Below are 23989 nucleotides of genomic sequence, written 5' to 3' on the forward strand. Positions count from 1 at the left end.
CCGAATCTTGTCAGCTCAGTCAGAAAAAGGAGGTACGTGTCATGCATTTGGTGGAGAGAATCAAGAACAAGGCCCGAGAGAACGTGCAGACGGTGGTCCTGCCCGAGGGCTATGACGACCGGATGATCGAGGCCGCCGGCCGCATCGTAGGCGATGGACTGGCCAGGGTCATCCTGCTGGGCAGGCCGGAAGCGCTGCAGACCAGGGCGACGGAACTCGGCGCCTCCCTGGAAGGCGTCACCCTGGTCGATCCCGCCACTTCCGACAAACTGGACGCCTATGTCGCCGAGCTGGTCCGTCTGCGCGAAAAGAAGGGGATGACCGCCGAACAGGCCCGGCAGACCCTGACCGCCGAAGACAACCTCTTCTTCGGCGCCATGATGGTCCGCCAGGGCGACGCCGGCGGCATGGTCGCCGGCGCCTACAACACCACCGGCGACGTGCTGCGGGCGGCCTTTCAGGTCATCGGCACCGCCGCCGGCATCAAGACCGTCTCCTCGGTCTTTCTGATGGTGACCAAAACCCCCGAGTTCGGAGAAAACGGCACCATCTGCTTCGCCGACTGCGCCGTCAACCCCAATCCCGACGCCCAGGCGCTGGCGGAAATCGCCGTATCCACTGCCGCCAGTTGCAAGAGTTTTCTCGGCGTCGAGGCCCGCGTCGCCATGCTCTCCTTCTCGACCAAGGGCAGCGCCAGACATCCCGACTGCGACAAGGTGCTCAAGGCGCTGGAAATCGCCAGAGAGATGGCGCCCGAGCTGCAGATCGACGGCGAGCTGCAGGCCGATGCGGCGCTGGTGCCCAGGGTCGGCGCCAAGAAGGCCCCTGAATCGACGGTGGCCGGCAAGGCCAACGTGCTGGTCTTTCCCGACCTCGACGCCGGCAACATCGGCTACAAGCTGGTCGAGCGACTGGCCGGCGCCGAAGCGGTCGGACCGATCATCCAGGGGCTGGCCAAGCCGGTCAACGACCTTTCCCGTGGCTGCAGCGTCGACGACATCGTTTCCGTCGCCGCCATCACCGCCGTGCAGGCGCAGGCCTAGCACCCTCATAGATCCAGGTGTTCCAGCAACAAGGGCCGGTGGGTTGTCCCACCGGCCCTTGTTGTTTGTATCCTGCGCTCAGTACCGCAAAACAGCCTTTACCCTGCCTCCTCTATTCCGACGGTCCCCAACACAGGCACGGCTGGCGAGCCGCCCGCGTCTCGTCGAGACGCCCGGTCCGGGTGCAGCGCGGCGCCTCGTGCAGCAGGTCGGGGTTTTCCTCCGACTCGCGGGCGATGGCCAGCATGGCGTCGCAGAATTCGTCGAGCACCTGCTTGCTTTCGGTTTCGGTCGGCTCGATCATGATGGCGCCGTGCACCACCAGCGGAAAATAGATGGTCGGCGGGTGGTAGCCGTAGTCGATCAGCCGCTTGGCCAGATCGAGGGTGTGGCAGTCGCCGCCGAGCTGACGGTCGGAAAAGACCACCTCGTGCAGCGAGCGCTGCCTGTACGGAAGGTGGAAGGTCTCCTCCAGCCGGGCGCGGATATAGTTGGCGTTGAGCACCGCCAGTTCGCTGACCCGTTTCAGGCCGTCGCCGCCCATGCTGCGCAGATAGGCCCAGGCACGGATCATTACCCCGAAATTGCCATTGAAGGAACGCAGCCGGCCGATCGATTGCGGCCGGTCGGCGTCGAGGCGGTAGCCCTCGTCGGTCTTCACCACCACCGGCGCCGGCAGAAACGGCTCCAGACACTTGGCCACACCGACGGCGCCGGCGCCTGGCCCGCCGCCGCCATGGGGCGTGGAAAAGGTCTTGTGCAGGTTGAAGTGCATGACATCGATGCCCATGTCACCGGGCCGGGCGATGCCCATCAGGGCGTTGAGGTTGGCGCCGTCGCAGTAGACCAGGCCGCCACCCTGGTGAACGATGTCGCAGATTTCGCGGATGTGGGTTTCGAACAGCCCCAGGGTGTTGGGGTTGGTCACCATCAGGCCGGCGACGCTGTCATCCATGTGCTCGCGCACCACCTCCGGCGTCAGCACGCCCCGGTCGCTGCTGGCGATGGGCACCACCTCGAAACCGCAGAGGGCGGCGGTGGCCGGATTGGTGCCGTGGGCGGTATCGGGAATCAGCACCCTGGTGCGTCCGCCGCCGCGGGATTCGTGCCAGGCCCGGATCATCAGCATCCCGGCCAGCTCGCCGTGGGCGCCGGCCGCCGGTTGCAGGGTGACGGCGGAAAATCCGGAAACCTCGGCCAGCCCCTGCTGCAGCTGGTACATCAGCTCCAGCGCCCCCTGGCTGAGGTGGTCGGGCGTCATCGGGTGCAGGTCGGCCAGTCCCGGACGCCGGCAGGCCACCTCGTTGACCTTGGGGTTGTACTTCATGGTGCAGCTGCCCAAAGGATAGAAGCCGGAATCGACGCCGTAGTTCCAGGTCGACAGCCGGGTGAAGTGGCGCACCACGTCGACCTCGGACAGCTCGGGAAAACCCTCCACCTCGTCGCGGACCAGACCGTCGGGCAGACTGGCCGGCGGCACGTCGAGCTCCGGCAAGCTGTAGCCCCGACGTCCGGGAGTGGAAACTTCGAAGATCAGGTTCTCGTTGAGAACCAGGCCGCGGGTTCCGACGCGACTCATGCCGTACCTCCTTTCAGCCCGGCTACCAGCCGGTCGATATCCTCCCGCCGGTTCTGCTCGGTGACACAGATCAGCAGCCGGTTGCTCATGGCAGGATCGAACCGCCCCAGATCGACACCGCCGAGAATGCCCTCACGCTCCAGACGCGCCAGCAGTTCGGCCGCCGGCATCGGACATTCGACCACGAACTCGTTGAAGATCGGCGCCGAATGCGGCAGGTTGAAACCGGGCAGCTCGGCGATCCGCTCGCGGGCGTAGGCGGCCTTGGCCAGGTTGTGCTCGGCCACCTCCCGAATCCCCTGCTTGCCCATCAGCGACAGGTAGATGGTCACCATCAGGGCGCACAGTCCCTGGTTGGAACAGATGTTGGACGTCGCCTTCTCCCGCCGGATATGCTGCTCGCGGGTCGACAGGGTCAGCACGAAGCCACGCTGTCCCCGGTTGTCGACGGTCTCGCCGACCAGCCGTCCGGGCAGCGAGCGGACCGCTTTCTTGCGGGCGGCGAAAAAGCCGACGCCGGGTCCGCCGTAGGAGACCGGCAGACCGAAGCTCTGTCCCTCGCCGACGGCGATGTCGGCGCCGCATTCCCCGGGCGACTTGAGCAGGCCGAGAGCAATGCCCTCGGCGGTGGCGGAGACCAGCATGGCCTTGCGGGCGTGAACCGGTCCGGCCATCGCCGCCAGCGGCTCGATGACGCCGTAGAAGTTGGGATAGCCGACGATGACCGCCGCGGTGCGGTCGTCGAGGGCGTCATCAAGCGCCTGCAGATCGGTCTGGCCGCTTGAGTCCAGCGGCAGCCCGACCAGCTCTAGACCGAGATAGCGACAGTAGGCGGCAACGGTCTGCCGGTATTCGGGATGCAGGCCGTCGGAGATCAGCAGCCGCTTGCGCCGGGTCGCCCGCACCGCCATCAGAGCGGCCTCGGCGGTGGCGGATGCGCCGTCGTACATGGAGGCGTTGGCGACCTCCATGCCCGTCAGCTGGCAGACGAGGGTCTGGTACTCGAAGATCGCCTGCAGGGTCCCCTGGCTTATTTCCGGCTGGTAGGGGGTGTAGGCGGTGTAGAATTCACTGCGCGAGGCCAGGTGATCGACCACCGCCGGAATGAAATGATTGTAGGCACCGGCGCCGAGAAACGACGTCCAGCAGTTCAGCGAAGCGTTCTGCATCGCCAGCCGGTCGAGCTCCCGCATCAGTTCGGCCTCGGAAAGGGCCGGCGGCAGATCGAGCGGTCGATCGAGCCTGATCGCTTCGGGGACCTCGACGAAGAGATCCTCGACACTCTCGACGCCGATGGTCGCCAGCATCTGCCTGACATCTTCATCGGTATGCGGTAGGTAACGCATCATAACCTCCGGAAATCTGGTCCTCAACAGGCGCAGGCCATGGCCGGAAAGGCTTCCGGCCATGGCCTGCGGAGATCGGACAACAACAAGATGGCCCCGTCAATCCGGCCCAAACCCGCGCCGACCCGAAAGACGCCGGCGGCGAATCGACCGACGGGCACAAGCGCCGGCTCAGGCCTCTTCCTCTGTCAGGGCCTCGTAGGCGTCGGCCTCGAGCAGGTTGTCGAGCTCCGAGGGATCGGAGAGGCGGATCTTGATCATCCAGCCGTCCTCGTAGGGCGAAGTGTTGACCAGCTCCGGGGTGTCGGGCAGCTCTTCGTTGACCTCGACCACTTCGCCGCTGACCGGTGCGTAGATGTCGGAAACCGCCTTCACCGACTCGACAACGCCGAAAGGCTTGCCCGCATCGACCTGGGCGCCGACCTCGGGCAGTTCGACAAAGACCACGTCCCCCAGGGCGTCCTGGGCGAAATCGGTGATGCCGACGGTCACGATGTCGTCCTCCACCAGAACCCACTCATGCTCTTCGGTATACTTCAGCTCTTCCGGGAATTCCATGCCAGCTCTCCTTGTCTAGACTCGCGAGTACTGAAAAACAGGGGCTCCATTTCAGGAGCGCCTGTTCTTGATGAACGGGGTTTTGGCCACCCGGCAACCGACCTTGCGGCTGCGGATGCCGATCTGCAGTTCCTTGCCGACGCTGCTGCACTCCGGCCGAACCAGCGCCAGGGCGATGCCTACCTTGAGGGACGGCGACATGGTGCCGCTGGTCACCACGCCGACCTGTTCGTCGCCGTCGTAGACCGGGTAGTCCTGGCGGGGGATGCCGGGATCGGTCATCACCAGGCCGACCAGCCGGCGGGGAATCCCCTCCCCTTTCTGCCTGAGCAAAGCTTCCCGGCCGATGAACGACGGCTTGTCGAGCTTGGTGATCCAGCCCAGGCCGGCCTCGAGCGGCGAAATCTCGGCCGAAATTTCATGGCCGTACAGGGCGTATTTCATCTCCAGCCGCAGGGTGTCGCGGGCCCCGAGCCCGCAGGGCTTCATGCCGTCCGCCTCGCCGGCGGCCATCAGGGCCTCCCAGATCGATTCGGCCGCCTCGCTGGCGAAGTAGAGCTCGAATCCGTCCTCCCCGGTGTAGCCGGTGCGGCTGATGATGGCCGGAACACCCGCCACCTGTCCCTCGGCGAAATGATAATACTTTATCGACGGCAGCTCACAACGGGTCAGCCGGGAAAGAATCGCCTCGGCCTTCGGTCCCTGCAGGGCGAGCTGGGCGTAATCGTCGCTCAGGTTGCGCAGCTCGACGTCGGCAAAGTCGCCCTCATCCAGCACCTGCTGCATCCAGGCGAAATCCTTGTCGGTATTGGCGGCATTGACACAGAAAAGAAAGCGGTCTGCCGCGAAGCGGTAGAGGGTGACATCGTCGACCACGCCGCCGTGCGGATAACAGATGGCCGAATACTGCACCTGCCCGTCGACCAGCCTGGAAGCGTCGTTGACGGTCAGCTGCTGGATGTAGTCCAGGGCGCCGGCGCCGCGAACCTCGATTTCTCCCATGTGCGAGACATCGAACAGGCCTGCCGCCGAGCGGGTGGCGAGATGTTCATCGATGACGCCGGTGTACTGCACCGGCATCTCCCAGCCGCCGAAGTCGACCATGCGGGCGCCGAGTTCGCGGTGGATTCGGTTCAGGGGGGTCTTCTTCATGGGTCTCTCCTTCGCCAATGAAGCCAATTATGGACAACGAAAAAAGAATTGCAAAGATTTTTCGCCGGGTCAAAAAAGAATTTGCCGCATCAGATCCTCCCGCCCGAGCAGCATCAGGTGAACCCCCTGGCAGTGCTCGCGCGCCACACCGACCATGTCGCGGGCGATGGCGACCCCCTCGGCCAGGGGATCAGCCGCCCGGTCGAGCAGCTCGACCAGCCGTTCCGGGACTCTGACGCCGGGGATGCAACGATTGAGAAAACGCGCCATGGAGGCGCTTTTGAGCAGCAGCACGCCAAGAATGACCGGCACGCCGAGTGGACGGACCAGGGTCATGAAATCCGCCACCGCGTCGGAATCGAACACGGCCTGGCTCTGAAAGAAACGGGCGCCGGCCTCGGCCTTCTTCACCACCTTCTGGTAGACGAGTTCGAGGGGACGGGTTGCCGGCGCAACGGCGGCGCCGGTGAAGAAACGGGGCGCCGACGACAGCGGCCGGCCGGCCATGTCGCTGCCGGCGTTGAGCTGCCGCACCGCCTGCAACAGCTGGACGGAATCGAGATCGAAAACCGGGCGGGCGTCGGGATGGTCGCCGAAGCGGGCATGATCGCCGGAGAGGAGCAGCAGGTTCTCCACCCCGAGGGCGGCGGCGCCGAGAAGATCGGACTGCAGAGCTATCCGGTTGCGATCGCGGCAGGTCAGCTGCAGAACCGGTTCGACCCCGCGCCGCACCATGAGCCCGGCCAGCGCCATTCCGGACATGCGCATGTTGGCCCCCTGGTTGTCGGTGACATTGATCGCCGTCACCCCGGTCTGAGCAGCGGCGAGGTCGAGTTCCCTTCCGGGATCGGCCCCCTTGGGAGGAGCGACCTCGGCGGTGACCACGAAATCGCCCGTCCGCAGGCTGTCAGCGAGGCGCGACATCGCCGTCCCGGTCCTTTCCGAGCCGGTGCCGGCCCGGCTTGCGCCGCCGGCTCCACTGCTTGGGCGGAACCAGTCGCCCGAAGACTCCCTGGCGATTCTGCCGCCTGAGCCGCTCGTAGATCAGGTGCCAGGCGCAGTCCTGCTCGCGATCGACTTCGCAGCGTCCCTCTTCCATGCCGCCGCAGGGACCGTTGAGCAGCCCCTTGCCGCAGGTGGTCACCGGGCAGATGCCGGCGGTTTCGTTGAGGATGCAGTCGCCGCAGAGCAAGCACTTCTCCTCGTAGCTGCCGATGCGGCGGATGTTGCCGAGAAAGAGGCTGTTCAACCCGCCGACGACCCGCTTGTCGGTAGAGGCGGAAATCGACTGCACCCCGGCGCCGCAGGCCAGAACCAGCAGGGCGTCCGCCTCCTCGACGCCGCTGCGATGCAGCCGCAGGTCACGGCCGGCGCGCGGGATGTGGCAGGCCTCGTCGATGACGACGCTGCCGGTCACCTGCCGGCCGGTCTCCAACAGCCATTCCTGGGTTTCGAACACCTGCTCCTCGCCGCCTGAACGGCAGGCGGTGGCGCAGGCCCCGCACCCGACCAGAAAGATCCTCCCGGCCCCTTCGAGGGAGCGGTCCAGGTCAGCCCGACTTTTCGGCTCGGAAATGATCAAGCGCCGCCCCTCAGGCTTCGCCGGCCCTCCGCCGGGCGCTTTCCAGGGTATTGTACAGCAGCATGGTGATAGTCATCGGACCAACGCCCCCCGGTACCGGGGTGATAGCCGAAGCCCGCTTGCTGGCGGCGGCGAATTCGACATCGCCGACCAGCTTCTTCTCCCCCACCCGGTTGACGCCGACATCGATCACTACCGCACCTTCCTTGATCCATTCGCCGCGGATCAGCTCCGGCCGACCGACGGCGGCGATGAGCACATCCGCCCGGCCGACCACCTCGGCCAGGTCCCGGGTGCGCGAATGGCAGAGGGTCACCGTGGCATGGCGGGCCAGACACATCAGGGCGACCGGCTTGCCGACGATGTTGGAGCGGCCGACGACGACCACTTCCTTGCCGGTCAGGTCACAGTCGATCGCCTCGAGCATCTTCATCACTCCGTAGGGAGTACAGGGCTTGAAGAGGGGATTGCCGGTCGCCAGGCGCCCGACATTGTAGGGATGGAAGCCGTCGACATCCTTCTGGGGCGAAATCGCCTCGAGAATCTTGCTCTCGTCGATATGATCCGGCAGTGGCAGCTGCACCAGGATGCCGTCGATGCGCTCGTCCCGGTTGAGCCGGTCGATCAGCTCCAACAGGGTCTGTTCGCTGGTGTCGGCCGGCAGCTTGTACTCGTCCGAGTAGATGCCCGCCTCGGCGCAGGCCTTCTCCTTCATCGAGACATAGACCCGGCTCGCCGGGTCGTCGCCCACCAGAACCACCGCCAGTCCCGGTGTCACCTTCTTCTGCCCGAGGCGCAAAACCTCCTGCCGGATCTCCTCGCGCAGACGCGCCGCAATCGCCTTGCCGTCGATAATTTCAGCCACGCTACAACCTCCTCCGTCGGTTTCAGAATCCTGAATCAGTGAGGTTGTGGTGGATGGAGAGTGCAAGTGCCTGGCCTGAATGAGGTCTTCAAAAATCGTCAGGCGCACCCACAGGTTCGCCGGTGATTTTTGGGGAACTCAGACATGTCAATGACATTGTGCTATCCGCCAGCGATGACCCCACTGATTCAGAAGAGTGTGTTCCGGTATTATGTTGAGGGACGAAAACAAAGTAAAGTCCGGCGTCGGCGTTTACGGCACCGCACAACAAAAAATCCCCGGTCGAAGCGACCGGGGATTTTGCGGTTTGCTGACAGCTCAGGCGTTGGCCGCCTTGGGGCAGCTACCACAGGCATCGCTCTTGCCGGCGGATTCGCAGGCCGAGCCCTTGCCGTTGTCGCCGCTGCTGTAGCCCTGGGCGTACCAGCCGCCTCCCTTGAGGGCGAAGGCGGTGCGGGAAATCAGCTTCTGCACCGGGCCGCCGCAATCCCGGCATTCGGACACCGGAGCGTCGGAAAACTTCTGCCGGACCTCGAAAACCAGACCGCAACTGTCGCACTGATATTCGTACAGGGGCATGACCTGAACCTCCTCGTCGGAATTCGAACGGCAATCTAATGATTTGCCACGCAATTGTCAAGGGAGGTCATCCCGCGCGCAACTCCAGCAGACGGCGCACTTCCTCCTCACTCAGCCCTTTCAGCAGCAGGCGCTTGTGGCGAGAGGTTTCACCGGAAAGGATTTCGATTCCGGACCGGGGAAGACCGAACATCTTGGCAAAAAAACGGATGCAGAGCCTGTTGGCGGCGCCGTCGACCGGCGGCGAAGTGAGCGCGACCTTCAGCTCCTCGCCCTGCAGGCCGACAATCCGGTTGCGGCTGGCGCGGGGCTGAACCAGCAGCTTCAGCACCACCCCGTCGGCGCGAGACTCGACGCAGGGCATCAGCCTTCGTCCTCCCCCACCGGCTCGATCAGGGGCGGCGACGCGTCGTCGAAGGGGAGCGGTTCGTCGAGCAGCTTCTCCTCCCTTTCCCGCCGCACCTCGACCACCTCCAGGTCGAGCAGCCGAAGGTGGCTTTCGACCAGGGCGCGCAGGGAGGTTTCGAACGAGATCTTCTGCCGCTTGATCTCCTGGATCTCGTTGATGAGCTGGATGCGCCGCTCCTCGGCGTCGCGCACGATCCGCTCGGCCTTCAGTTCGGCCTCGGTGAGGGTGATTTCGGCCTCGGTTCGGGCATTCTCCCTGATATCCTCAACCATGCGCTGGGTGGTCAGCAAAGTCTCCTTCAGCGTGGTCTCCCGCTCGCGCATCCGCTCCAGCTCGCTGCGGGTCCGGGCCAGCTCCTCTTTCAGCTCCTGGTGTTCCCGGTAGAGCTGTTCGAGCTGATCGGCGACCATCTCGAGAAAGTGATCGACCCCGGCGGTGTCGTAGCCAAACAGGCGGGTCTTGAACTGGTGCTGCTGGATGTCCATGGGCGAGATGGCCATCAGTAGCCTCCAAACCCGGCGCCCAGAGAATAGATCAGGCCGACCAGCAGCTGCCGGCCGACCTCGAGGGCAAGCAGCAGCACGATGGGAGAAAAGTCGAAACCACCGAACTGCAGGGGAAGGACACGCCGGATCCGGTAGAGCACCGGATCGGTGGCGCTGTGCAGAAAGCGGACAATGGGGTTGTAAGGGTCGGGATTGACCCAGGAAACGATGGCCCGGGCGACCACGATGTAGAAATAGATCTGGAACAGGTAGTTGATCACCGTGGCCAGGGCATTGAGCAGGATCGCCATGTCGAAATCGCCCCCAATCAGTCTGGATTCATAAGGGGTTAATTTTACGGATTTTTTCCATCCAGTCCCAAGTTATACAGAATCGCCGGATGGCTGTCAAACGCTTTGCGCCGCCCATGGCGGGGACATTCTTTGACAGAAGCGGGGACTTTGGTTAAAGTAGCCGCCACCAGTGGCCAGCCCGAAAAAAACCAGGCTAAACTCTTATTTATTCAAAACAAATCGAACGGACACAAACCATGACCCGGACCAACAATCTCAACGTCAGCGGCCTGACGCCGATCATCGCTCCGGCCGACCTGAAACAGGTGATCCCCCTGAGCGAAGAGGACGCGCAGTTCGTCACCCGCTCGCGCGAGGCGATCAAGGGCATTCTGCACGGCGAGGACCGGCGGCTGTTCGTGGTGGTCGGCCCTTGCTCCATCCACGATCCGAAGGCCGCCCTGGAGTATGCCGAACGGCTGCAGAAGCTGAGCACCGAGGTTGAAGACCAGCTGCTGCTGGTGATGCGCGTCTATTTCGAGAAGCCGCGCACCACCATCGGCTGGAAGGGCCTGATCAACGATCCCGACCTGAACGGATCGCACCAGATCTCCAAGGGGCTGGGCATTGCCCGCAGGCTGCTGAGCGACATCACCGGCCTGGGGCTGCCGGTCGCCTGCGAGATGCTCGACACCATCACGCCACAGTACCTGGCCGACATGATCAGCTGGGGGGCGATCGGCGCCCGCACCACCGAATCGCAGACCCACCGGGAAATGGCCAGCGGCCTCTCCTTTCCGGTCGGCTTCAAGAACGGCACCGACGGCAACCTGAAAATCGCCCTCGACGCCATGCAGGCGGCCTATCACAGCCACAGCTTCATCGGCGTCAACCGCGAGGGGCGGGTCTCCATCGTCCGGACCACCGGCAACCCGGACGTCCACATCGTGCTGCGCGGCGGCAACAACCGGCCCAACTACCATCCGGAGGACATCGCCGCCACCGAAAAGGCCCTGGCCGAAAAAGGGCTGGGCAACGGCATCATGGTCGACTGCAGCCACGGCAACAGCAATAAGGACCACAACCGGCAGGCCGATGTGCTGAACAGCGTCCTCGAGCAGCTGGCGGCGGGCAACCGCTCCATCTGCGGCCTGATGATCGAAAGCAACCTGAAAGCCGGCAATCAGGCGCTGAAAAACCCCCGCCAGCTGGAATACGGGGTCTCGATCACCGACAAGTGCATCGACTGGCCGACGACGGAAGAACTGCTGCGCCGGGCCCACGAGCGGCTGCGCGCCCTGGGCGGCCGCCGGCTCTGAGGAAGCCGACTCAGAGAGCGAAATTCCCTGCCGCCCGCGCCGCGATCTCCTCGCCTATGGCCAGGGATGCCGTCGCCGCCGGCGACGGCGCATTGAGCACATGGATCATGCCGGGCGCGTCGGCGAAAACGAAATCGTCGACCAGCCGTCCCGCCCGATCGACCGCCTGCGCCCGCACGCCGCTGCCCCAGTCGGCCAGATCCTCCCCCCGCAGCGCCGGAACCAGCCGCTGCAGATCAGCCAGAAACCGCCGCCGGCTCAGTGAACGCCGGTACTCCGCCAGTCCGGTGCGCCACCAGCCGGTCGCCAGCCGCCAGAAGCCGGGATAACCGACGATCTCCGCCAGATCGGCCAGCGAGATGTCCCGGCGCCGATAGCCTTCGCGTTTCAGCGCCAGCACGGCATTGGGGCCGGCCTCCACCCGGCCGTCAATGCCGCGGGTCAGGTGGACGCCGAGAAAGGGAAGCTCGGGGTCGGGAACCGGATAGATCAGGTTGCGCACCAGTTTCGCCCCCTCCTCGCCCAGGTGGTAGTACTCACCACGAAAGGGAAAGATGCGCACCGGCGGCCGCAGTCCTGCCATCCGGGCGATACGATCGCTGTGCAGACCGGCGCAGTTGATCAGCCAGCGACAGGCCGCGTCGCCGCGGGAGGTACGCAGCGAAAACCCGTCCGTCCGCCGGCGGATGGCCTCCAGCCGGCAGCCGGTGACAATCTTTCCGCCCCGGTCACGGATATCTCCCGCCAGCGCCTGCGCCACCGTCCGGAAATCGACAACCCCGGTCTGCGGCACCAGCAGCGCCGCCCTTCCGGCCGCGTGCGGCTCGTAGCGACGCAGCTGTCGCCCCACGAGCCAGCGCAGACCGGTCAGCCCGTTCGCCTCGCCCCGCTGCCGCAGCGCCTGCAACAGCTCCTCCTCGCGAGGGCTCAGGGCCACCACCAGCTTGCCGCACCGCCGGAAGGGAATCCCTTTCCGCTCGCAGTAGGCATAGAGCGCCTCCCGGCCGTGGCAACAGAGCCGGGCCTTGAAGGAACCGGGGCGGTAGTAGAGACCGGAATGGATGACGCCGCTGTTGTGGCCGGTCTGCTGACCGGCCAGCACGGCGTCCTTTTCCAGCAGCGTCAGGGACAGGCCGGGATGGCGCTGCAGCAGCTGCCAGGCGGTCGCCAGGCCGACGATGCCGCCGCCAACAATGGTCAGTCCATCCCCGCCGACAGATAGAGCGGCCAGCGGGCTCATGCCTCTTTCAGCCAGGGAACGTAGAGATGGTCTTCCTGCTGCACGTGCCGGACGAGAAATTCGAGCAGAAAGGCGAGACTGGCGGTGAAGGCCTCGCGCAGCTCCCCCTCTTCGGCCAGCTGGCGCAGCCGGACCAGCCGCTCGCGAAACTTCCGGTGGCTCTCCATATGGGCTTCCAGGTCGGGATAGCCAGCCTCGGCCATCAGCCGTTCTTCTTCGGAAAAATGAAAGCGGGCGTACTGTTCGAGCCGGTCGAGAGTCGACAGCAGGTCAACCCGGTCGGCGCGGGGATTGAGCGTCTTGTCGTGCAGCCGGTTGCAGATGTCGAACAGCTGCCGGTGCTGCTGGTCGATCAGCACGACGCCGGTCGCGAAAGCCTCGTTCCAGACGACGATGGTCATCTCACCTCCCGAAAATCATGGCAAGACTGCCTGCGGTGACTGGCCGGGGCACGCCACCGGCAAAACTTTTCCGTTCACCTTGCGAGTGCAAACCTAATGAAGCAGAGCTTATCCGTCGATAAACAACAAGAGAGACCGGGGCAACCAGCATCGGATCGGCCTCCGGGAGCAGGAAACGGGCTCACTCCTGCGAGCGCACCATGGCCTCGACTTCGAGCCGCACATCGTCGATGTTGACCTGGGCGACCCTGTCCTTTTCCCGTTCGCAGCGCACCAGGCCGGCATCGACCCAGGCCAGGACCTTTTCGGGGGCGAGGCCGAACTTGTCGGCGGCGGCTTCGGGCGTGTACCAGGTTTTGACCAGAGACATATTCACCTCCCGGCTGGACATTGAACCATTCTTCATTATTATAACTCAGAAGAGACCAAGATGACGGGACAAAAACCAAAACTGCAGCTGACTCACGGGGCCCTCGCGACTCCAGCTCACCGCGCCGACATGCCATCATCCATCCTCATCATCGACGATTCCCCCCAGGCCAGACAGCAGGTGATCGAGATTCTGCAGCCGAAGTCGCTGTTCAACTTCTTCTACGAGGCCGGCGACGGCATCGAGGGATTCAAGACGGCACTGAACCGCAAGGTCGACATCGTCCTTTGCGACCTCGAAATGCCGGGCATGGACGGCTTCAAGTTTTTGCAGATGATGAACAGCCGGGAAGAACTGGCGGACATTCCGGTGATCATGGTCACCGGCCGCGAAGACACCGAAACCAAGGTTCGGGGGCTGGAGCAGGGGGCGAGCGACTATGTCACCAAGCCCTACGACCCGGCAGAACTGATCGCCCGGGTCAAGGTGCAGATCAAGATCAAGTCGCTGCAGGACAAACTCAAGCGCAGCAACCAGATGCTGCTCGAACTCTCGCTCACCGACCCGCTCACCGGACTGAACAACCGCCGCTACATGATGGAGGTGCTCGACCGGGAGTTCGAGCGCAGCCAGCGGTCCGGCGCCAGCCTCTGCCTGGTGATGATCGACATCGACCACTTCAAAAGGGTCAACGATACCTACGGGCACCAGAAAGGGGACGTCGTGCTGCGGGGGCTGGCCGACCTGTTGCGCAAGCACCTGCGCCAGTACGACACCGCCGCCCGCTTCGGCGGCGAGGAATTCGCCCTGATTCTGCCGGAAACCGACCTTGGGGAGGCGGCCCTGGTGGCCGAAAGGCTGCGCCGGGCAACGGAAAAACTGACCTTCACACAGATACCCGGGCTGCAGGTGAGCGCCAGCCTCGGCGTCGCCTGCTATCCGATGCAGGGAATCGACGTTCCCGACGACCTGATCCGCGAGGCCGATTACGCCCTCTACAACGCCAAGCGTCTCGGTCGCAACCGGGTCGAGGTGATGGAGAACTGAATTCGGGAATCAGTCCCGCAGCAGGCGAATGGCGTCGTACCAGGCCGTCACCCGGCCGCCGGTATCGTCGCCATCGGTCATGACAGCGACCGCCCCCGCTTCCGGCGGGTCTTCGCCGAAGGCGCGCCGGTAATCCTCGAGCAGGTTCCGCCGTTCCGCAATCCACTGTCCGGCCCTGTCGTTGCCACTTTCGACGGCAATCATCACCGAGTTGCCGGTATAGGGGCTCGGCACAAAAGAGCCGCGCGGCAGCCGGTTGGCCCAGACATAGTTGAGGGCCCTGGTTTTCGGCACGAACCAGTGGGGAAAGACGACATAGACCCGTGCCGGGTAGTCGTCCCCCGCCCTGATCCGCGCATCCCCTTTGGGATGGACATGGTCGATCTTCCAGCGCCAGCTCAGAACCGGCCAGTCCGCCGGCCGGAAGGAGATCTTGCAGGCCAGGGCGCTCGCCGTCCCCGCCGCCTCGGAACGCAGCCAGCCGCCCCCGGAAGGATCGCTTTCGATCCGGTAGTCGGTTTTACCCCGGAAGACCTTCTGTTGCCAGCAGGCCGCCAGGCCGTTATCGAAATCGTCGATCGTCATCGCCGCCGGCGCCGCTCCCAGCAACAGCAGCAGCGGTAGACAGGCAACACACCTAACCCAGAACATCCCTTCGTCTCCGGCTCTCCCCTTCGTTGACCACCCGCACGGCGGAAACGCCGTCCAGGGGGCAACGGGTTTCGCAGATACCGCAGCCGATGCAGCGGTCCGCAAGCACCCGCGGCTGCTTGACCGTTTTCACTTCGCCGGCGACCAGAACCTGCCGCCGGTCGAAGACGATGGCCTTGCGCGGCGTCGGGCAGTGTTCCTCGCAGACTAGGCATTCCTCGCCTCTGGCGTAGGGCAGGCAGGTGTTGCGGTCGATTACCGCCAGACCGATGACAAAGGCCTTTTTCTCCTGCGGCGTCAGGCTCCGGATCGCTCCGGTCGGACAGACCTGGCCGCAGAGAGTGCAATTGTACTCGCAATAGCCCTGCCGCGCCACCAGCAGCGGCGTCCACAGGCCGACGCCGCCCGCCTCGAACAGGGCCGGCTGCAGGGCCCGGCCGATGCAGACCTTGAGGCATTCGCCGCAACGGATGCAGCGCCGCAGAAATTCCTCTTCCGCCACCGCCCCGGGCGGGCGCAGCAGGTAGGGATTGCGGCGCGACGGCTCCGGGCCCAGGCGAATGACCGGCGCCGCCACAGCGCCGGCAGCCAGCGAAACGACAACCCGGCGGCGGCCGACGTCAAGCCCCGCGCCGGCCGCCTGGCCGGTGCCGAACCGCACCTTTTCCGCCGGACACCAGGTCGTACAGTCGAGACAGCGGACGCATTCCGCCTGGCGATGTCCGTCCTGGTCGGTCGCCCCCATCCGGCATTGCGTGGCGCACAGGGAACAGCCGCCACACGGCTCGGCCGGCTGGCGCCGGACAAGGGCATGCCGGGCGCAGATGCCGAGCAGCGCCCCCAGCGGGCAGAGATGGCGGCACCAGAAACGGCGCTCCCAGCGCTCCAGCAGCAGCACGCCGGCAAAGACCAGCAGGGTGAACAGGGCCAGGTCGAACGCCGGCTGCTGAAAGGCCATCAGGTGGTCGCGCCAGAAGGGATAGACAGCGTCCAGCGCCGGCGATACCAGCGGCAGCCGGTGCCGGTAGAAAAAGTCGAACAGGCCGTTGGCCAGCAGGTTGTAGAGCGGATAGAGACTGAAGGTCAGCCCTCGCAGAAAGATGCTCAGTGGGTCGAACCAGCCGAAAAGCTGCACCCCGCACAGGGCGGCACCGGTCAGCGAGAAGAGGAGCAGGTACTTCAGGCGCCGCCACCGCAGGGGGCTTTTTCGCCCCTTCGGCCGCAGGCCGAGCCGGGACGCCGCGTCGAGGCTGGTGCCCAGCGGGCAGATCCAGCCGCAGAAGAAACGGCCGAAAACGAAGGTCAGGGCGAGGATGAGCAGGGCCGGCCAGAGCAGCTTCCAGCCGAAGGGGCCGGGAGCCGCGGCATCGGCGAGTGCGGCCAGTGGATCGATGCGAAAGAGCAGGGAGACGGGCCATGGGATTTCGTCCAGCCCCCGGTACTCGGTGGCGACGAAGAGCCAGAGGAACCCAGCCAGACAGAAAAGCTGCATCACTCGCCGCAGACCGCGCATGATGTCGCCTACACCCTGTTCAGCCGGGAAAGATCCATGACCCCCAGCCCGCGGCGGGCGGCAGCTGCGATGAAGCCCACCTCTTCGGGCCTCAGGCCGAAGAGGGTGGCGGCCATGGCGTCGGCGGCAACGATGTCCGGCGAGGCGATGAGGGTGTTGCGCACCTCGACATCCTCCAGGCGGCCTCCCTGCGGGCCGTTGGCGATGAGAATCCGGGTGGCGTCGACCAGGGTCAGGTCCGACTGCACCACCAGGTTGATGTCGACCAGGGCATCCTCGATGCGGCGGTGCAGAACACCGCGATTGCCGCCGATGACCCCCATGATGTTCTTCATGCCGACGGTGAGGCGGGAGATGGAATGGTGCTTGGCAACCGGCAGATTGATCAGCCGGTCGGCCTCGAGGACCGGCCGGTAGAAGGACCAGCGGCTGAGGGCCTGCCCGCCCCGGATCTCCAAGGTTTGCCAGGCGCGACGGTCCATGTGTTCGAGACGCACCCGGCGGTCACCGATGGCGTCGATCGCTTTCTCGATGCCGCTGTTGCGGTAGCAGCGGCGCGGGTCGTTGCAGGTGCGGTCGAAGACACGGACCTGCGCCGCCCCCGCCTCGAGGCAAAGCTGCACGACGGTGCGCACCACTTCCGGATGGGTGTTGGCCGCCTGTTCCGGGGTCCGGTCCCAGCCGATGTTCGGCTTGACCACCACCGTCTCTCCCGGATGGACGAACCGCTGCATGCCGCCGAGGGCGGCCAGCGTCTGCCGCACCAGTCGGGGAATGTCCTCGCCGGTGCGCATCGCCAGCTGCGGTCCGGCATCGGCCGCCGCCACCGGCAGGGCGTCGAGATCGAGCACACCGACGACTCCGGCGGCGACCAGCGAGCCGGCCTGGAGAAATCGGCGGATGAAAGTGCGCCGGTCGAGCATCCCTAGATCAGCCTGTTGGCTTTCAGAAAGTTGCGGGCCACCTGCTCCGGCGGCCGCGATGCAGCCTCGTCTTCGAGCCGCCTGATGGTCGCCAGGTCGATGCGACCGCCGAGCTTGTTGATCAGCCGGGCCAGGGCGGGAAACTTCTTCAGGGTGTCCTTGCGCACCACCGGCGCCGCCTCGGCCGGCACATCCGCCGGGGCGACTCCGGGAGCATCGAATCCGAACGGCTTGAGCCAGATCAGGTTCAGTTCGCTGTTGTAGCTCTGTTTCACCGCCGCATAGAGCGCCTTCGGGTCCGATATCGGATCGCGGCCGAGAATCTCCACCTGGCCTACGCCGGTATATTCGACATACATGTCGAGCTCGGCCCGCAGCAGCGCCTCGTGCAGCTGGCGGTGGGTCTTGTGCCTGACGATCTTCACCGTGGTTCCGGTGCGCTCGCTGATCAGCACCGCCAGCAGCTGGGCCAGCACCTGCTGCTGCGGCTCCTCGGTGGCACCGATGACCAGAGTCTTGCCGACACAGGCCGACGCCGGCAACACCGGAACCCAGAGAAAAACCAGAAGCAGCAGAGGCAGAAAAAACACGCGCAGCCGAATCATCATTCACTCACTCCCTGTCGGATCATCCGCCACCGCCGCGTCGCCGCCGGCGTTTGCGGTTCGCCTTTCGTCACGGACAATCCACGAAAACAAGTTTCGTGCCAGACTCCTCAGTGGTAGTCGCCGACCGTCGCCGGGTCGTCGGCGGCGACATCCTCGACCGATCCGAAGCGCGCCTCGTAGCGGTCCAGGTTGTCCTGCAGTGCCCGCAGCAGGCGCTTGACATGCCGCGGCGAGGTGATGATCCGGGAGCGGACCTTGGCGCGCGGTGCCTGCGGCTGCACGTAGATGAAATCGAGCACGAACTCGGCGTCGGTGTGATTGACCACTGCCAGGTTGGCATAGGCTCCCTGCGCCGTCTCCTCGTCCAGCTGGATCTCGATGCGGATTTCCCGTCGCTTTTCGTCACTCATGAGTGCTGTCCTGTAGTCAGTTTTTCCTGTTCTGCAAAATCAAGTCTCAGGGCGTAAATCTTCCCGTCCCGGCTGCCGAATACGAGCCGTCCCTGCAGCAGCAGGGGACGGGACTGAATGGCGTCTCCCGCGGCAAAAACGGCCAGCCGGCGACCGTCGAAACTGTTGAATATCTGCAGCCGCCCCCGGTTGTCGCCGACGAAAATCAGCCCGCGGGCTACCCGTGGCGTGGCATAGACCGGCGCCCCGACATCGATTCGCCAGAGCCGCGCCCCCGTCTCCGGGTCCAGGGCGTGCAGAGAGCCGGCGGCAGTCGCCACATAGAGCAGACCGTTTGCCGCAACCGGCGCCGCGTAGAAGGCTTCCTCGCCCAGCGGCATCCGCCAGCGGATCCGGCCGTCGTCGCCCACGGCCACCAGCTCGCCGTTGCGGGTCAGCACCGCCACACCCGTATCGAGCGCCACCGGACTGGAGAGCAGCGGCGATGACAGGTCGAGGCTCCACAGCAGCCGGCCGTCAGGCGCGATCCGGCTGAGCCGGCCGCTGCCGGCGGCCTGGTAGATTGCCTCTTTGCGTACCAGCGGCGCGCTGCGCAGCGGCATGCCGCAGTCGACGGACCAGACCTCGCGGCCGCTGGCCGCCTCCAGGGCGTACAGCCGGCCGTTCCAGGCGGGCACCAGCAGCAGATCCCGCCAGCGCGCCACTCCCCCCTGCCGATGATCGTCATGCGGCGAGGCCGGATAGCGAAAGCTCCAGAGGCGGCGGCCCTGCGCCCTGTCCAGCGCCAGCACCTCGCGCCCCCAGGTCTGGACATAGACCCGTTCGTCATCGACGGCGACCGCAGCGTCGGCGACCTCGCCCAGCTCGGCCGTCCAGCTCACGGTGCCGTCTGCCGTCAGGGCGCGAAGCCGACCGTCCCAGCCTGGCAGAAACAGGGTCTCTTCCGCCGCCACCGGGTCTGCGTCAACATAGCCGCCGGTCGCCAGCGACCAGTCTTCGCCGATGTCCGGCCGCGGATCCGGCCCGGCGGGAACCTGCCAGGTCGGCGCGGCCTCGGCGCTCAGCAGGCCGCTGGCCGGATCCTCGCCCCGGTCATGCAGCAGCCGGTCGAGTTCATCACCGCCGGAAAACCAGTTGCGGCCCAGATGAATCTCACCGCTGAAGAAATCGCCGAGACGGACGTGGGTGTCATTACCGAGAAAATTGTTGCCCGCGACCGTCAGCGGCCGGTCGGTTTCGAAAATGAACAGGCCGGCGTGATTGCCGATGAACAGATTGCCGTCGAGGATGACCTGGCTGTTGCGAAAGTTGATTCCCTTGCCGCTGTTGTGCAGCACCAGGCTGTTGCGCACCGTGTAGCGCCCCTGGCCAAAGCGGGTGCCGTCAATATTGTCCCGCAGAACGCTGTCCGCCACCTCGCCCCGGCTGAAATGGGCGTGCAGGCCATGGGCCGAATCGCGGATCTCGCACCAGCGCAGTTCGATGCGGCGCGAAAAATCGACCTTCAGCTCCAGCCAGTCGCCGGGCCGCGGCCGGTCGGCGGCGCTGCGCAGGCGGATCGGCGCCAGGGGCGTACCTACGGCGACCAGGTCGCCACGCTCGATCTCGATGGCGGCATCGCCGAGGCCGTCCCGGTCGGCGTCGATCCGTTCGAACCGCACCTCGGTGCCCGGCAGCAGGGTCAGGGAAGCGCCGTTGACCAGCCGCACCTTTCCCCGGATCCGCACCTGGCCGCTCCAGGTCTGGTCCCGGGTGAAGGTCGCATCGCCCAGAACCAGCTCCGCCGCCGGCCGGGGCGCGACGCAGCCGGCCAGCCAGAGGGCCAGCAGCAGAACCAGTCCCCTTACCACATCTCCTCCACCACGATCTGCAGGCCGCGCAGCGTCTCCCCCGTCTTCAGGCGCACCGAGTGGTCGTCGCTGCCGTTGTAGGTGCCGTACAGATCGCCGGGACCCGGAGCGCCACCGAGGGTGTTGCGGGCGCCGAGATAGTAGGTGCCGCCCGCTGGCAGCAGCAGCTGCCAGCGGCCGTCGGCACCGGTCGGCTCGGAGACAAGGTCGGGGCGGTTGAGCATCTGCGCATCGCTGTAGAGCACCGCGCGCACGCCGGCGACCGGCTTGCCCGAGGCGTCGCGGATGGTCCCCGCCAGCAGCGTGCAGCCGGCGGTCAGCTTCATCTGCCGAACGCTCTTTTCCGGAACCCGGAACATGGGGATCACAAGCCGGCGGACCTTCCCTTCCCCGAGCCGCAGCGGATTGCCCGGCCAGTAGCCTATCCAGTCGCCGGCGCCAAGCGGGCCGACCTGCTGCCCGTTCGCCCGCTTGCGGGCCAGCAGGTAGTAGGTGCCGGCCGGCAGGGACGCCTCGACCAGGCCTTCGGCATCCGAGGGACCGGCCATGACGTAGCCCATCCCCTTCAGGTCGCTGGTCAGGTCGAGGTAGACGTAGAGGGTGGCGTCCGGCAGCGGCCTGCCGTCGGCCAGCAGCTGTACCTGCACGCCATGGTCGACAAAGGGCTGCGGAAGATCGGCGGCGCGCTGCTCACTGCGCACCAGGCCCAGGTTCAGGTCGGTCACCGGCGTCTCGCCAATGGTGACGGGATTGCGCCCGTAGTAGGTGAACAGGTTCTTCCCCCGCGCCAGCAGAAAGTAGCGGCCAGGCGGCAGCTGCAGGCCGAAACGCCCGTCGGCGTCACTGGGGACCGAGACGTACGGCGCCGCTCCGGCAAGGGTGGTGGCGGCGCGCGGATAGGCGAAGACCCGGATGCCGGCCACCGGCTGGCCGTCGAGCATGGTTCGTCCGGCCAGATTGGGGCGGCGCGGTCCGCCCAGACCGACGCAGGCGGCCAACAACGGCAACAGGACGAGCGATAGCCAGAAGCGAATGGGGGTCACAGGACACTCCTTCGGCAGAAAGCCGTCTGTCAGAACAATCCGGGACGACGGAACTCCATCAGCCCGCCAGCCCGAGCAGCAGACCCAGCAGCACGCAGACGGTCAGGCTGACCACCAGAAAAAGGGTCAGCACCCGGCGGCGGAAAATGCCGGCCAGAGCCGCCATGGCCGGCAGGCTCGAAACCGGTCCGGCCAGCAGCAGGGTGTAGGCGGCGGCGCTGTCCATGCCGCGGTCGAGCAGGCCGGCCAGGATCGGAATCACCGGTATCTGGTTGGCCGGCAGCGGCAGGCCGACAAAAGCCGCGACCAGCGGCGACCAGACGCTGTCATGCCCCAGCGGCCCGGCGATCCAGGCCGTCGGCACCAGGGTCACCAGCACTCCCTCAAGCAAAATGGCCAGCAGCAGGTAGCGGCCGGTCAGCGAGGCCGCATCCAGACTCCGGTCGAAGATGAAGCGCAGCCGGCTGTCACGCGGCACCACCTGCATACTGCGCACGCGGATGCCGGCGGCGGCGCCGATTTCGCTGGCCGGCGCCAGGCTGCCGTCCTCCCGGTAGACCGGCCGCAGCTTCAGTTCGTCCTCGCCGAGCCAGCCCTTCTTCTGCGCCAGCAGGGTGGCCAGACCGACGGCCAGACCGAGGACGCCGGATCCGACCAGTTTCAGCACCGCCCAGTCGCCGCCCAGGCCGCGCCAGGTCAGCAGCAGAGCGTCCGGACCCATGGTCGGCGAGGTGGCGAGAATGGCGAGCAGCGGCGGCAGCGGCGTGCCGATCATCGCCAGGGAGATGACTACCGGCAGGATGCCGCAGGCGCACAGGGGTGACACCATGCCGACAGCGATGGCGATGAAAATGCCGATCACGCCGCTGCGGCGTACGGCGTCGCGGATCCGCAGGTCGAGCTTGTAGCCCTTGATCAGGCCGACCAGCAGCACCGACAGCAGAAAGATCCACCACATGCGACCGATCTCGGTCAGCACCACGTCGGCGAAACGGGCCCACAGCGACTCAGGCACCCTCGTCCTCCCGCCAGAAGCTCACCAGTTCCTCGTCCGGAGCCTGCCAGAGCCGCGGCAGCAGTTCGTCGAGATAGGCCTCGCGCCGGGCCTGCCGCTGCCGACGTTCCTCATCGTCGAGATCGTCCCAGCCAGCCTCGATCTCGTAGCCGAAACGCCGGTACTCCCCGGCCAGCTGCATCGCCGCCTGCGTCAGCTCGACCTCGACGGCGAGCCAGCCGCGCTCAAGGCGCAGGGCGTGCCGCCCCTCGGGACGGATCTCCAGGGTGCCGTCCGCCTCGCTCAGCCCGGTCACTTCCGCCACCCCGTCGATGGCGCAGGTGCGGGTGAAATACCGGCCACGCAGCTCTTCGCCGTTCTCTTCCAGCGCCGCCAGGGCGACCATCGCCAACCGGGCACCAAGCGTGCTCATCGGGCAGCGATGCCCGTGCCGGGCGTAGAGCCGGGCGTAGATGTCGGGAATGGAAACTGCCATCTTCTGCCTGTGAACCTCGGTTTCGCCCCGTCAAGCCATCCAGAAGACAAGGAGTTTTCGTCAGCCCGAGGCGCCAGAACCGCTTCCCGCGGAGGCATAGCCCCAGTACGTCGCACAAGGGAATCGGCCCGACAACTCGAAAGCTGACGAAAAAGAACCGCCCCCCCTTCAGAACTCGTAATGATGCGGACAGTCGGTCTCCCGAATCTCCCAGTACTTTTTTACCATGTCGGGCGTCAGGAAGGGGCGCACCTCTCTCAAGGCCTGCCGAAAATGCTCGGCGGTCACCTGCTCCTGGTCGGCCTTGATGGCATTGACCGTCGCCCGCTTGCACAGGCTTTCGATATCCCAGCCGACAAATCCCTCGGCCGCCTCGGCGATGGCCCGCCGATCGATGCCGGGGGCGAGGTTCGGCATCCGGTCCATGTAGATGTCGAGCATGCCGAGCCGGTCTTCGAGTTCCGGCGGATGGACGAAAACCTTGCGGTTGAAGCGTTTCTTCTCTTTGATCAGGGCCTGGTCGACGGTGTCGATGCGGTAGCAGGAACCGAGCAGCCTGACTTCGGGATGCCGGTTGATCCGGTCTACCTGCTCAATGAAGAGCCGGGTCAGCTCGCGGTCGGCGAAGGTCGGCGGCACCGCCCGCCGGTTGCCGGGGCTCCATTCGTAGTCGCAGCCGGCCCGCGGCGCCAGCCATTCGCAGTCGGAGACGAACAGGATGCAGGGCGCCTCGTGCAGGGCGGTGTCGAAGGCCTCCTGCAGCTCAGCGTGCTTGCCGAGCATCTCCTGCCCCGACACGTAGACGAAGGAGACGCCGGCCTCGCTGGCGCAGGCCTCCGCCAGCATGGTGATGCCGGTTCCCAGCGGTCCCCACATCATCACCCCCGCCGGCAGGCCGAGATTGTGCCGGGCGATCAGCTCCGGTTTCTGCAGCGGCAGGCAGACCATTTCCTTCAGGGTCTGCTTGACGTCGGCGTAGCCGCCGATGTCGTCCCAGGTCAGTTGCGGATCCCGCGCTTCGTAGAAGATATTCTGCAGTTTGCGATGCATCAGCTATCCACCTTCGTCGTTGAGTCCGGAGCGTCCGGCGCCGTAAGCACAAGCAACTGCCGTGCCACACGCGCCCCATCATAGCACCGCACGCCCGAACGGCCAACCGCGCCGACGTCCCGCCGACCGTCCATGCGGCGCACCAAATCGCCGAGGGCCCTGCTATACTTGGAAAAATCGTTC

At 65.7% G+C, this 23989-nt stretch carries 27 protein-coding genes; 3 read left to right on the forward strand and 24 right to left on the reverse strand.

Features of this window, described 5'->3' with window-relative positions; all coding sequences use genetic code 11:
* Positions 1-41 precede the first annotated feature (41 nt).
* Positions 42-1043: a phosphate acetyltransferase gene (pta, locus tag EDC39_RS12980; RefSeq protein WP_148896822.1), complete on the forward strand. Its 1002-nt coding sequence runs from the start codon at positions 42-44 to the stop codon at positions 1041-1043.
* Positions 1044-1155: 112 nt separating this feature from the next.
* On the opposite strand, the gene gcvPB is transcribed toward pta, so the two are convergent.
* The 11 genes from gcvPB to EDC39_RS13035 form a co-directional block, all read right to left on the reverse strand.
* Entirely contained in the window at positions 1156-2622 is a 1467-nt protein-coding gene (gcvPB, locus tag EDC39_RS12985; RefSeq protein WP_148896823.1) for an aminomethyl-transferring glycine dehydrogenase subunit GcvPB, read from the reverse strand.
* The gene (gene gcvPA / locus EDC39_RS12990; RefSeq protein ID WP_148896824.1) at positions 2619-3968 is read right to left on the reverse strand and encodes an aminomethyl-transferring glycine dehydrogenase subunit GcvPA; all 1350 of its coding nucleotides are present in this window, start codon (positions 3966-3968) and stop codon (positions 2619-2621) included. The genes gcvPB and gcvPA overlap by 4 nt, the downstream gene beginning before the upstream one ends.
* A 171-nt stretch (positions 3969-4139) precedes the next feature.
* Positions 4140-4526: a glycine cleavage system protein GcvH gene (gcvH, locus tag EDC39_RS12995; protein WP_148896825.1), complete on the reverse strand. Its 387-nt coding sequence runs from the start codon at positions 4524-4526 to the stop codon at positions 4140-4142.
* A 51-nt stretch (positions 4527-4577) separates the two neighbouring features.
* Positions 4578-5678 carry a glycine cleavage system aminomethyltransferase GcvT gene (gcvT, locus tag EDC39_RS13000; protein ID WP_148896826.1) on the reverse strand — a complete coding sequence of 367 codons (1101 nt, stop codon included), beginning with the start codon at positions 5676-5678 and terminating at the stop codon, positions 4578-4580.
* A gap of 69 nt (positions 5679-5747) precedes the next feature.
* On the reverse strand, positions 5748-6602 hold the full coding sequence (locus EDC39_RS13005) for a methylenetetrahydrofolate reductase (RefSeq protein ID WP_148896827.1): 855 nt from the start codon (positions 6600-6602) through the stop codon (positions 5748-5750).
* A complete protein-coding gene (locus EDC39_RS13010; protein WP_148896828.1) occupies positions 6586-7260 on the reverse strand; it encodes a methylenetetrahydrofolate reductase C-terminal domain-containing protein in 675 nt (224 codons plus the stop codon). The genes EDC39_RS13005 and EDC39_RS13010 overlap by 17 nt, the downstream gene beginning before the upstream one ends.
* Positions 7261-7270: 10 nt before the next feature.
* Positions 7271-8125, reverse strand: a complete 855-nt coding sequence (gene folD / locus EDC39_RS13015) for a bifunctional methylenetetrahydrofolate dehydrogenase/methenyltetrahydrofolate cyclohydrolase FolD (protein WP_148896829.1) — start codon at positions 8123-8125, stop codon at positions 7271-7273.
* Between the two features lie 318 nt (positions 8126-8443).
* Positions 8444-8704: an FmdB family zinc ribbon protein gene (locus EDC39_RS13020; RefSeq protein WP_148896830.1), complete on the reverse strand. Its 261-nt coding sequence runs from the start codon at positions 8702-8704 to the stop codon at positions 8444-8446.
* A 67-nt stretch (positions 8705-8771) separates the two neighbouring features.
* On the reverse strand, positions 8772-9068 hold the full coding sequence (locus EDC39_RS13025; RefSeq protein WP_148896831.1) for a DUF167 domain-containing protein: 297 nt from the start codon (positions 9066-9068) through the stop codon (positions 8772-8774).
* On the reverse strand, positions 9068-9613 hold the full coding sequence (locus tag EDC39_RS13030; RefSeq protein ID WP_148896832.1) for a DivIVA domain-containing protein: 546 nt from the start codon (positions 9611-9613) through the stop codon (positions 9068-9070). The genes EDC39_RS13025 and EDC39_RS13030 overlap by 1 nt, the downstream gene beginning before the upstream one ends.
* Positions 9613-9909 carry a YggT family protein gene (locus EDC39_RS13035; protein ID WP_148896833.1) on the reverse strand — a complete coding sequence of 99 codons (297 nt, stop codon included), beginning with the start codon at positions 9907-9909 and terminating at the stop codon, positions 9613-9615. Before EDC39_RS13035 ends, EDC39_RS13030 begins: the two co-directional genes overlap by 1 nt.
* 239 nt (positions 9910-10148) lie before the next feature.
* Here EDC39_RS13035 and EDC39_RS13040 point away from each other — a divergent pair, with 239 nt between their 5' ends.
* Positions 10149-11210 (forward strand): 3-deoxy-7-phosphoheptulonate synthase, encoded by a 1062-nt coding sequence (locus EDC39_RS13040; RefSeq protein WP_148896834.1) that lies wholly within the window; start codon positions 10149-10151, stop codon positions 11208-11210.
* Between the two features lie 10 nt (positions 11211-11220).
* Here the strand turns inward: EDC39_RS13040 and lhgO are convergent, their stop codons facing one another.
* The 3 genes from lhgO to EDC39_RS13055 all read right to left on the reverse strand — a co-directional run bounded on the left by lhgO (position 11221) and on the right by EDC39_RS13055 (position 13221).
* Positions 11221-12450 (reverse strand): L-2-hydroxyglutarate oxidase, encoded by a 1230-nt coding sequence (gene lhgO, locus EDC39_RS13045; RefSeq protein ID WP_148896835.1) that lies wholly within the window; start codon positions 12448-12450, stop codon positions 11221-11223.
* Positions 12447-12851, reverse strand: coding sequence for a bacteriohemerythrin (locus tag EDC39_RS13050; RefSeq protein ID WP_148896836.1), 405 nt, complete (start codon positions 12849-12851; stop codon positions 12447-12449). The genes lhgO and EDC39_RS13050 overlap by 4 nt, the downstream gene beginning before the upstream one ends.
* Positions 12852-13032: 181 nt before the next feature.
* Positions 13033-13221 (reverse strand): MerR family transcriptional regulator, encoded by a 189-nt coding sequence (locus EDC39_RS13055; RefSeq protein ID WP_148896837.1) that lies wholly within the window; start codon positions 13219-13221, stop codon positions 13033-13035.
* Between the two features lie 60 nt (positions 13222-13281).
* On the opposite strand from EDC39_RS13055, the gene EDC39_RS13060 reads away from it, so the two are divergent.
* Entirely contained in the window at positions 13282-14268 is a 987-nt protein-coding gene (locus EDC39_RS13060) for a diguanylate cyclase (protein WP_281289764.1), read from the forward strand.
* A gap of 9 nt (positions 14269-14277) precedes the next feature.
* Here EDC39_RS13060 and EDC39_RS13065 read toward each other — a convergent pair whose 3' ends face one another.
* The 10 genes from EDC39_RS13065 to EDC39_RS13110 all read right to left on the reverse strand — a co-directional run bounded on the left by EDC39_RS13065 (position 14278) and on the right by EDC39_RS13110 (position 23806).
* Complete coding sequence (locus EDC39_RS13065) at positions 14278-14919, reverse strand: DUF3047 domain-containing protein (protein WP_148896838.1); 642 nt, start codon at positions 14917-14919, stop codon at positions 14278-14280.
* Positions 14906-16432 carry a 4Fe-4S binding protein gene (locus tag EDC39_RS13070; RefSeq protein WP_148896839.1) on the reverse strand — a complete coding sequence of 509 codons (1527 nt, stop codon included), beginning with the start codon at positions 16430-16432 and terminating at the stop codon, positions 14906-14908. Before EDC39_RS13070 ends, EDC39_RS13065 begins: the two co-directional genes overlap by 14 nt.
* 8 nt (positions 16433-16440) lie before the next feature.
* Complete coding sequence (locus EDC39_RS13075; protein ID WP_148896840.1) at positions 16441-17355, reverse strand: DUF362 domain-containing protein; 915 nt, start codon at positions 17353-17355, stop codon at positions 16441-16443.
* A gap of 2 nt (positions 17356-17357) precedes the next feature.
* Entirely contained in the window at positions 17358-17963 is a 606-nt protein-coding gene (locus tag EDC39_RS13080; protein ID WP_148896841.1) for a glycine betaine ABC transporter substrate-binding protein, read from the reverse strand.
* A 107-nt stretch (positions 17964-18070) separates the two neighbouring features.
* Positions 18071-18373 carry a DUF3467 domain-containing protein gene (locus EDC39_RS13085; RefSeq protein ID WP_148896842.1) on the reverse strand — a complete coding sequence of 101 codons (303 nt, stop codon included), beginning with the start codon at positions 18371-18373 and terminating at the stop codon, positions 18071-18073.
* Positions 18370-20223: an outer membrane protein assembly factor BamB family protein gene (locus EDC39_RS13090; protein WP_148896843.1), complete on the reverse strand. Its 1854-nt coding sequence runs from the start codon at positions 20221-20223 to the stop codon at positions 18370-18372. The genes EDC39_RS13085 and EDC39_RS13090 overlap by 4 nt, the downstream gene beginning before the upstream one ends.
* Positions 20217-21266, reverse strand: a complete 1050-nt coding sequence (locus EDC39_RS13095; RefSeq protein ID WP_148896844.1) for a hypothetical protein — start codon at positions 21264-21266, stop codon at positions 20217-20219. The genes EDC39_RS13090 and EDC39_RS13095 overlap by 7 nt, the downstream gene beginning before the upstream one ends.
* 58 nt (positions 21267-21324) lie before the next feature.
* The gene (locus tag EDC39_RS13100) at positions 21325-22281 is read right to left on the reverse strand and encodes a permease (protein WP_148896845.1); all 957 of its coding nucleotides are present in this window, start codon (positions 22279-22281) and stop codon (positions 21325-21327) included.
* On the reverse strand, positions 22274-22756 hold the full coding sequence (locus tag EDC39_RS13105; protein ID WP_148896846.1) for a formylmethanofuran dehydrogenase subunit E family protein: 483 nt from the start codon (positions 22754-22756) through the stop codon (positions 22274-22276). Before EDC39_RS13105 ends, EDC39_RS13100 begins: the two co-directional genes overlap by 8 nt.
* A 168-nt stretch (positions 22757-22924) precedes the next feature.
* Positions 22925-23806, reverse strand: a complete 882-nt coding sequence (locus EDC39_RS13110; protein WP_148896847.1) for an AAA family ATPase — start codon at positions 23804-23806, stop codon at positions 22925-22927.
* Positions 23807-23989 lie beyond the last annotated feature (183 nt).

Source organism: Geothermobacter ehrlichii (assembly GCF_008124615.1).
Taxonomy (GTDB): domain Bacteria; phylum Desulfobacterota; class Desulfuromonadia; order Desulfuromonadales; family Geothermobacteraceae; genus Geothermobacter; species Geothermobacter ehrlichii.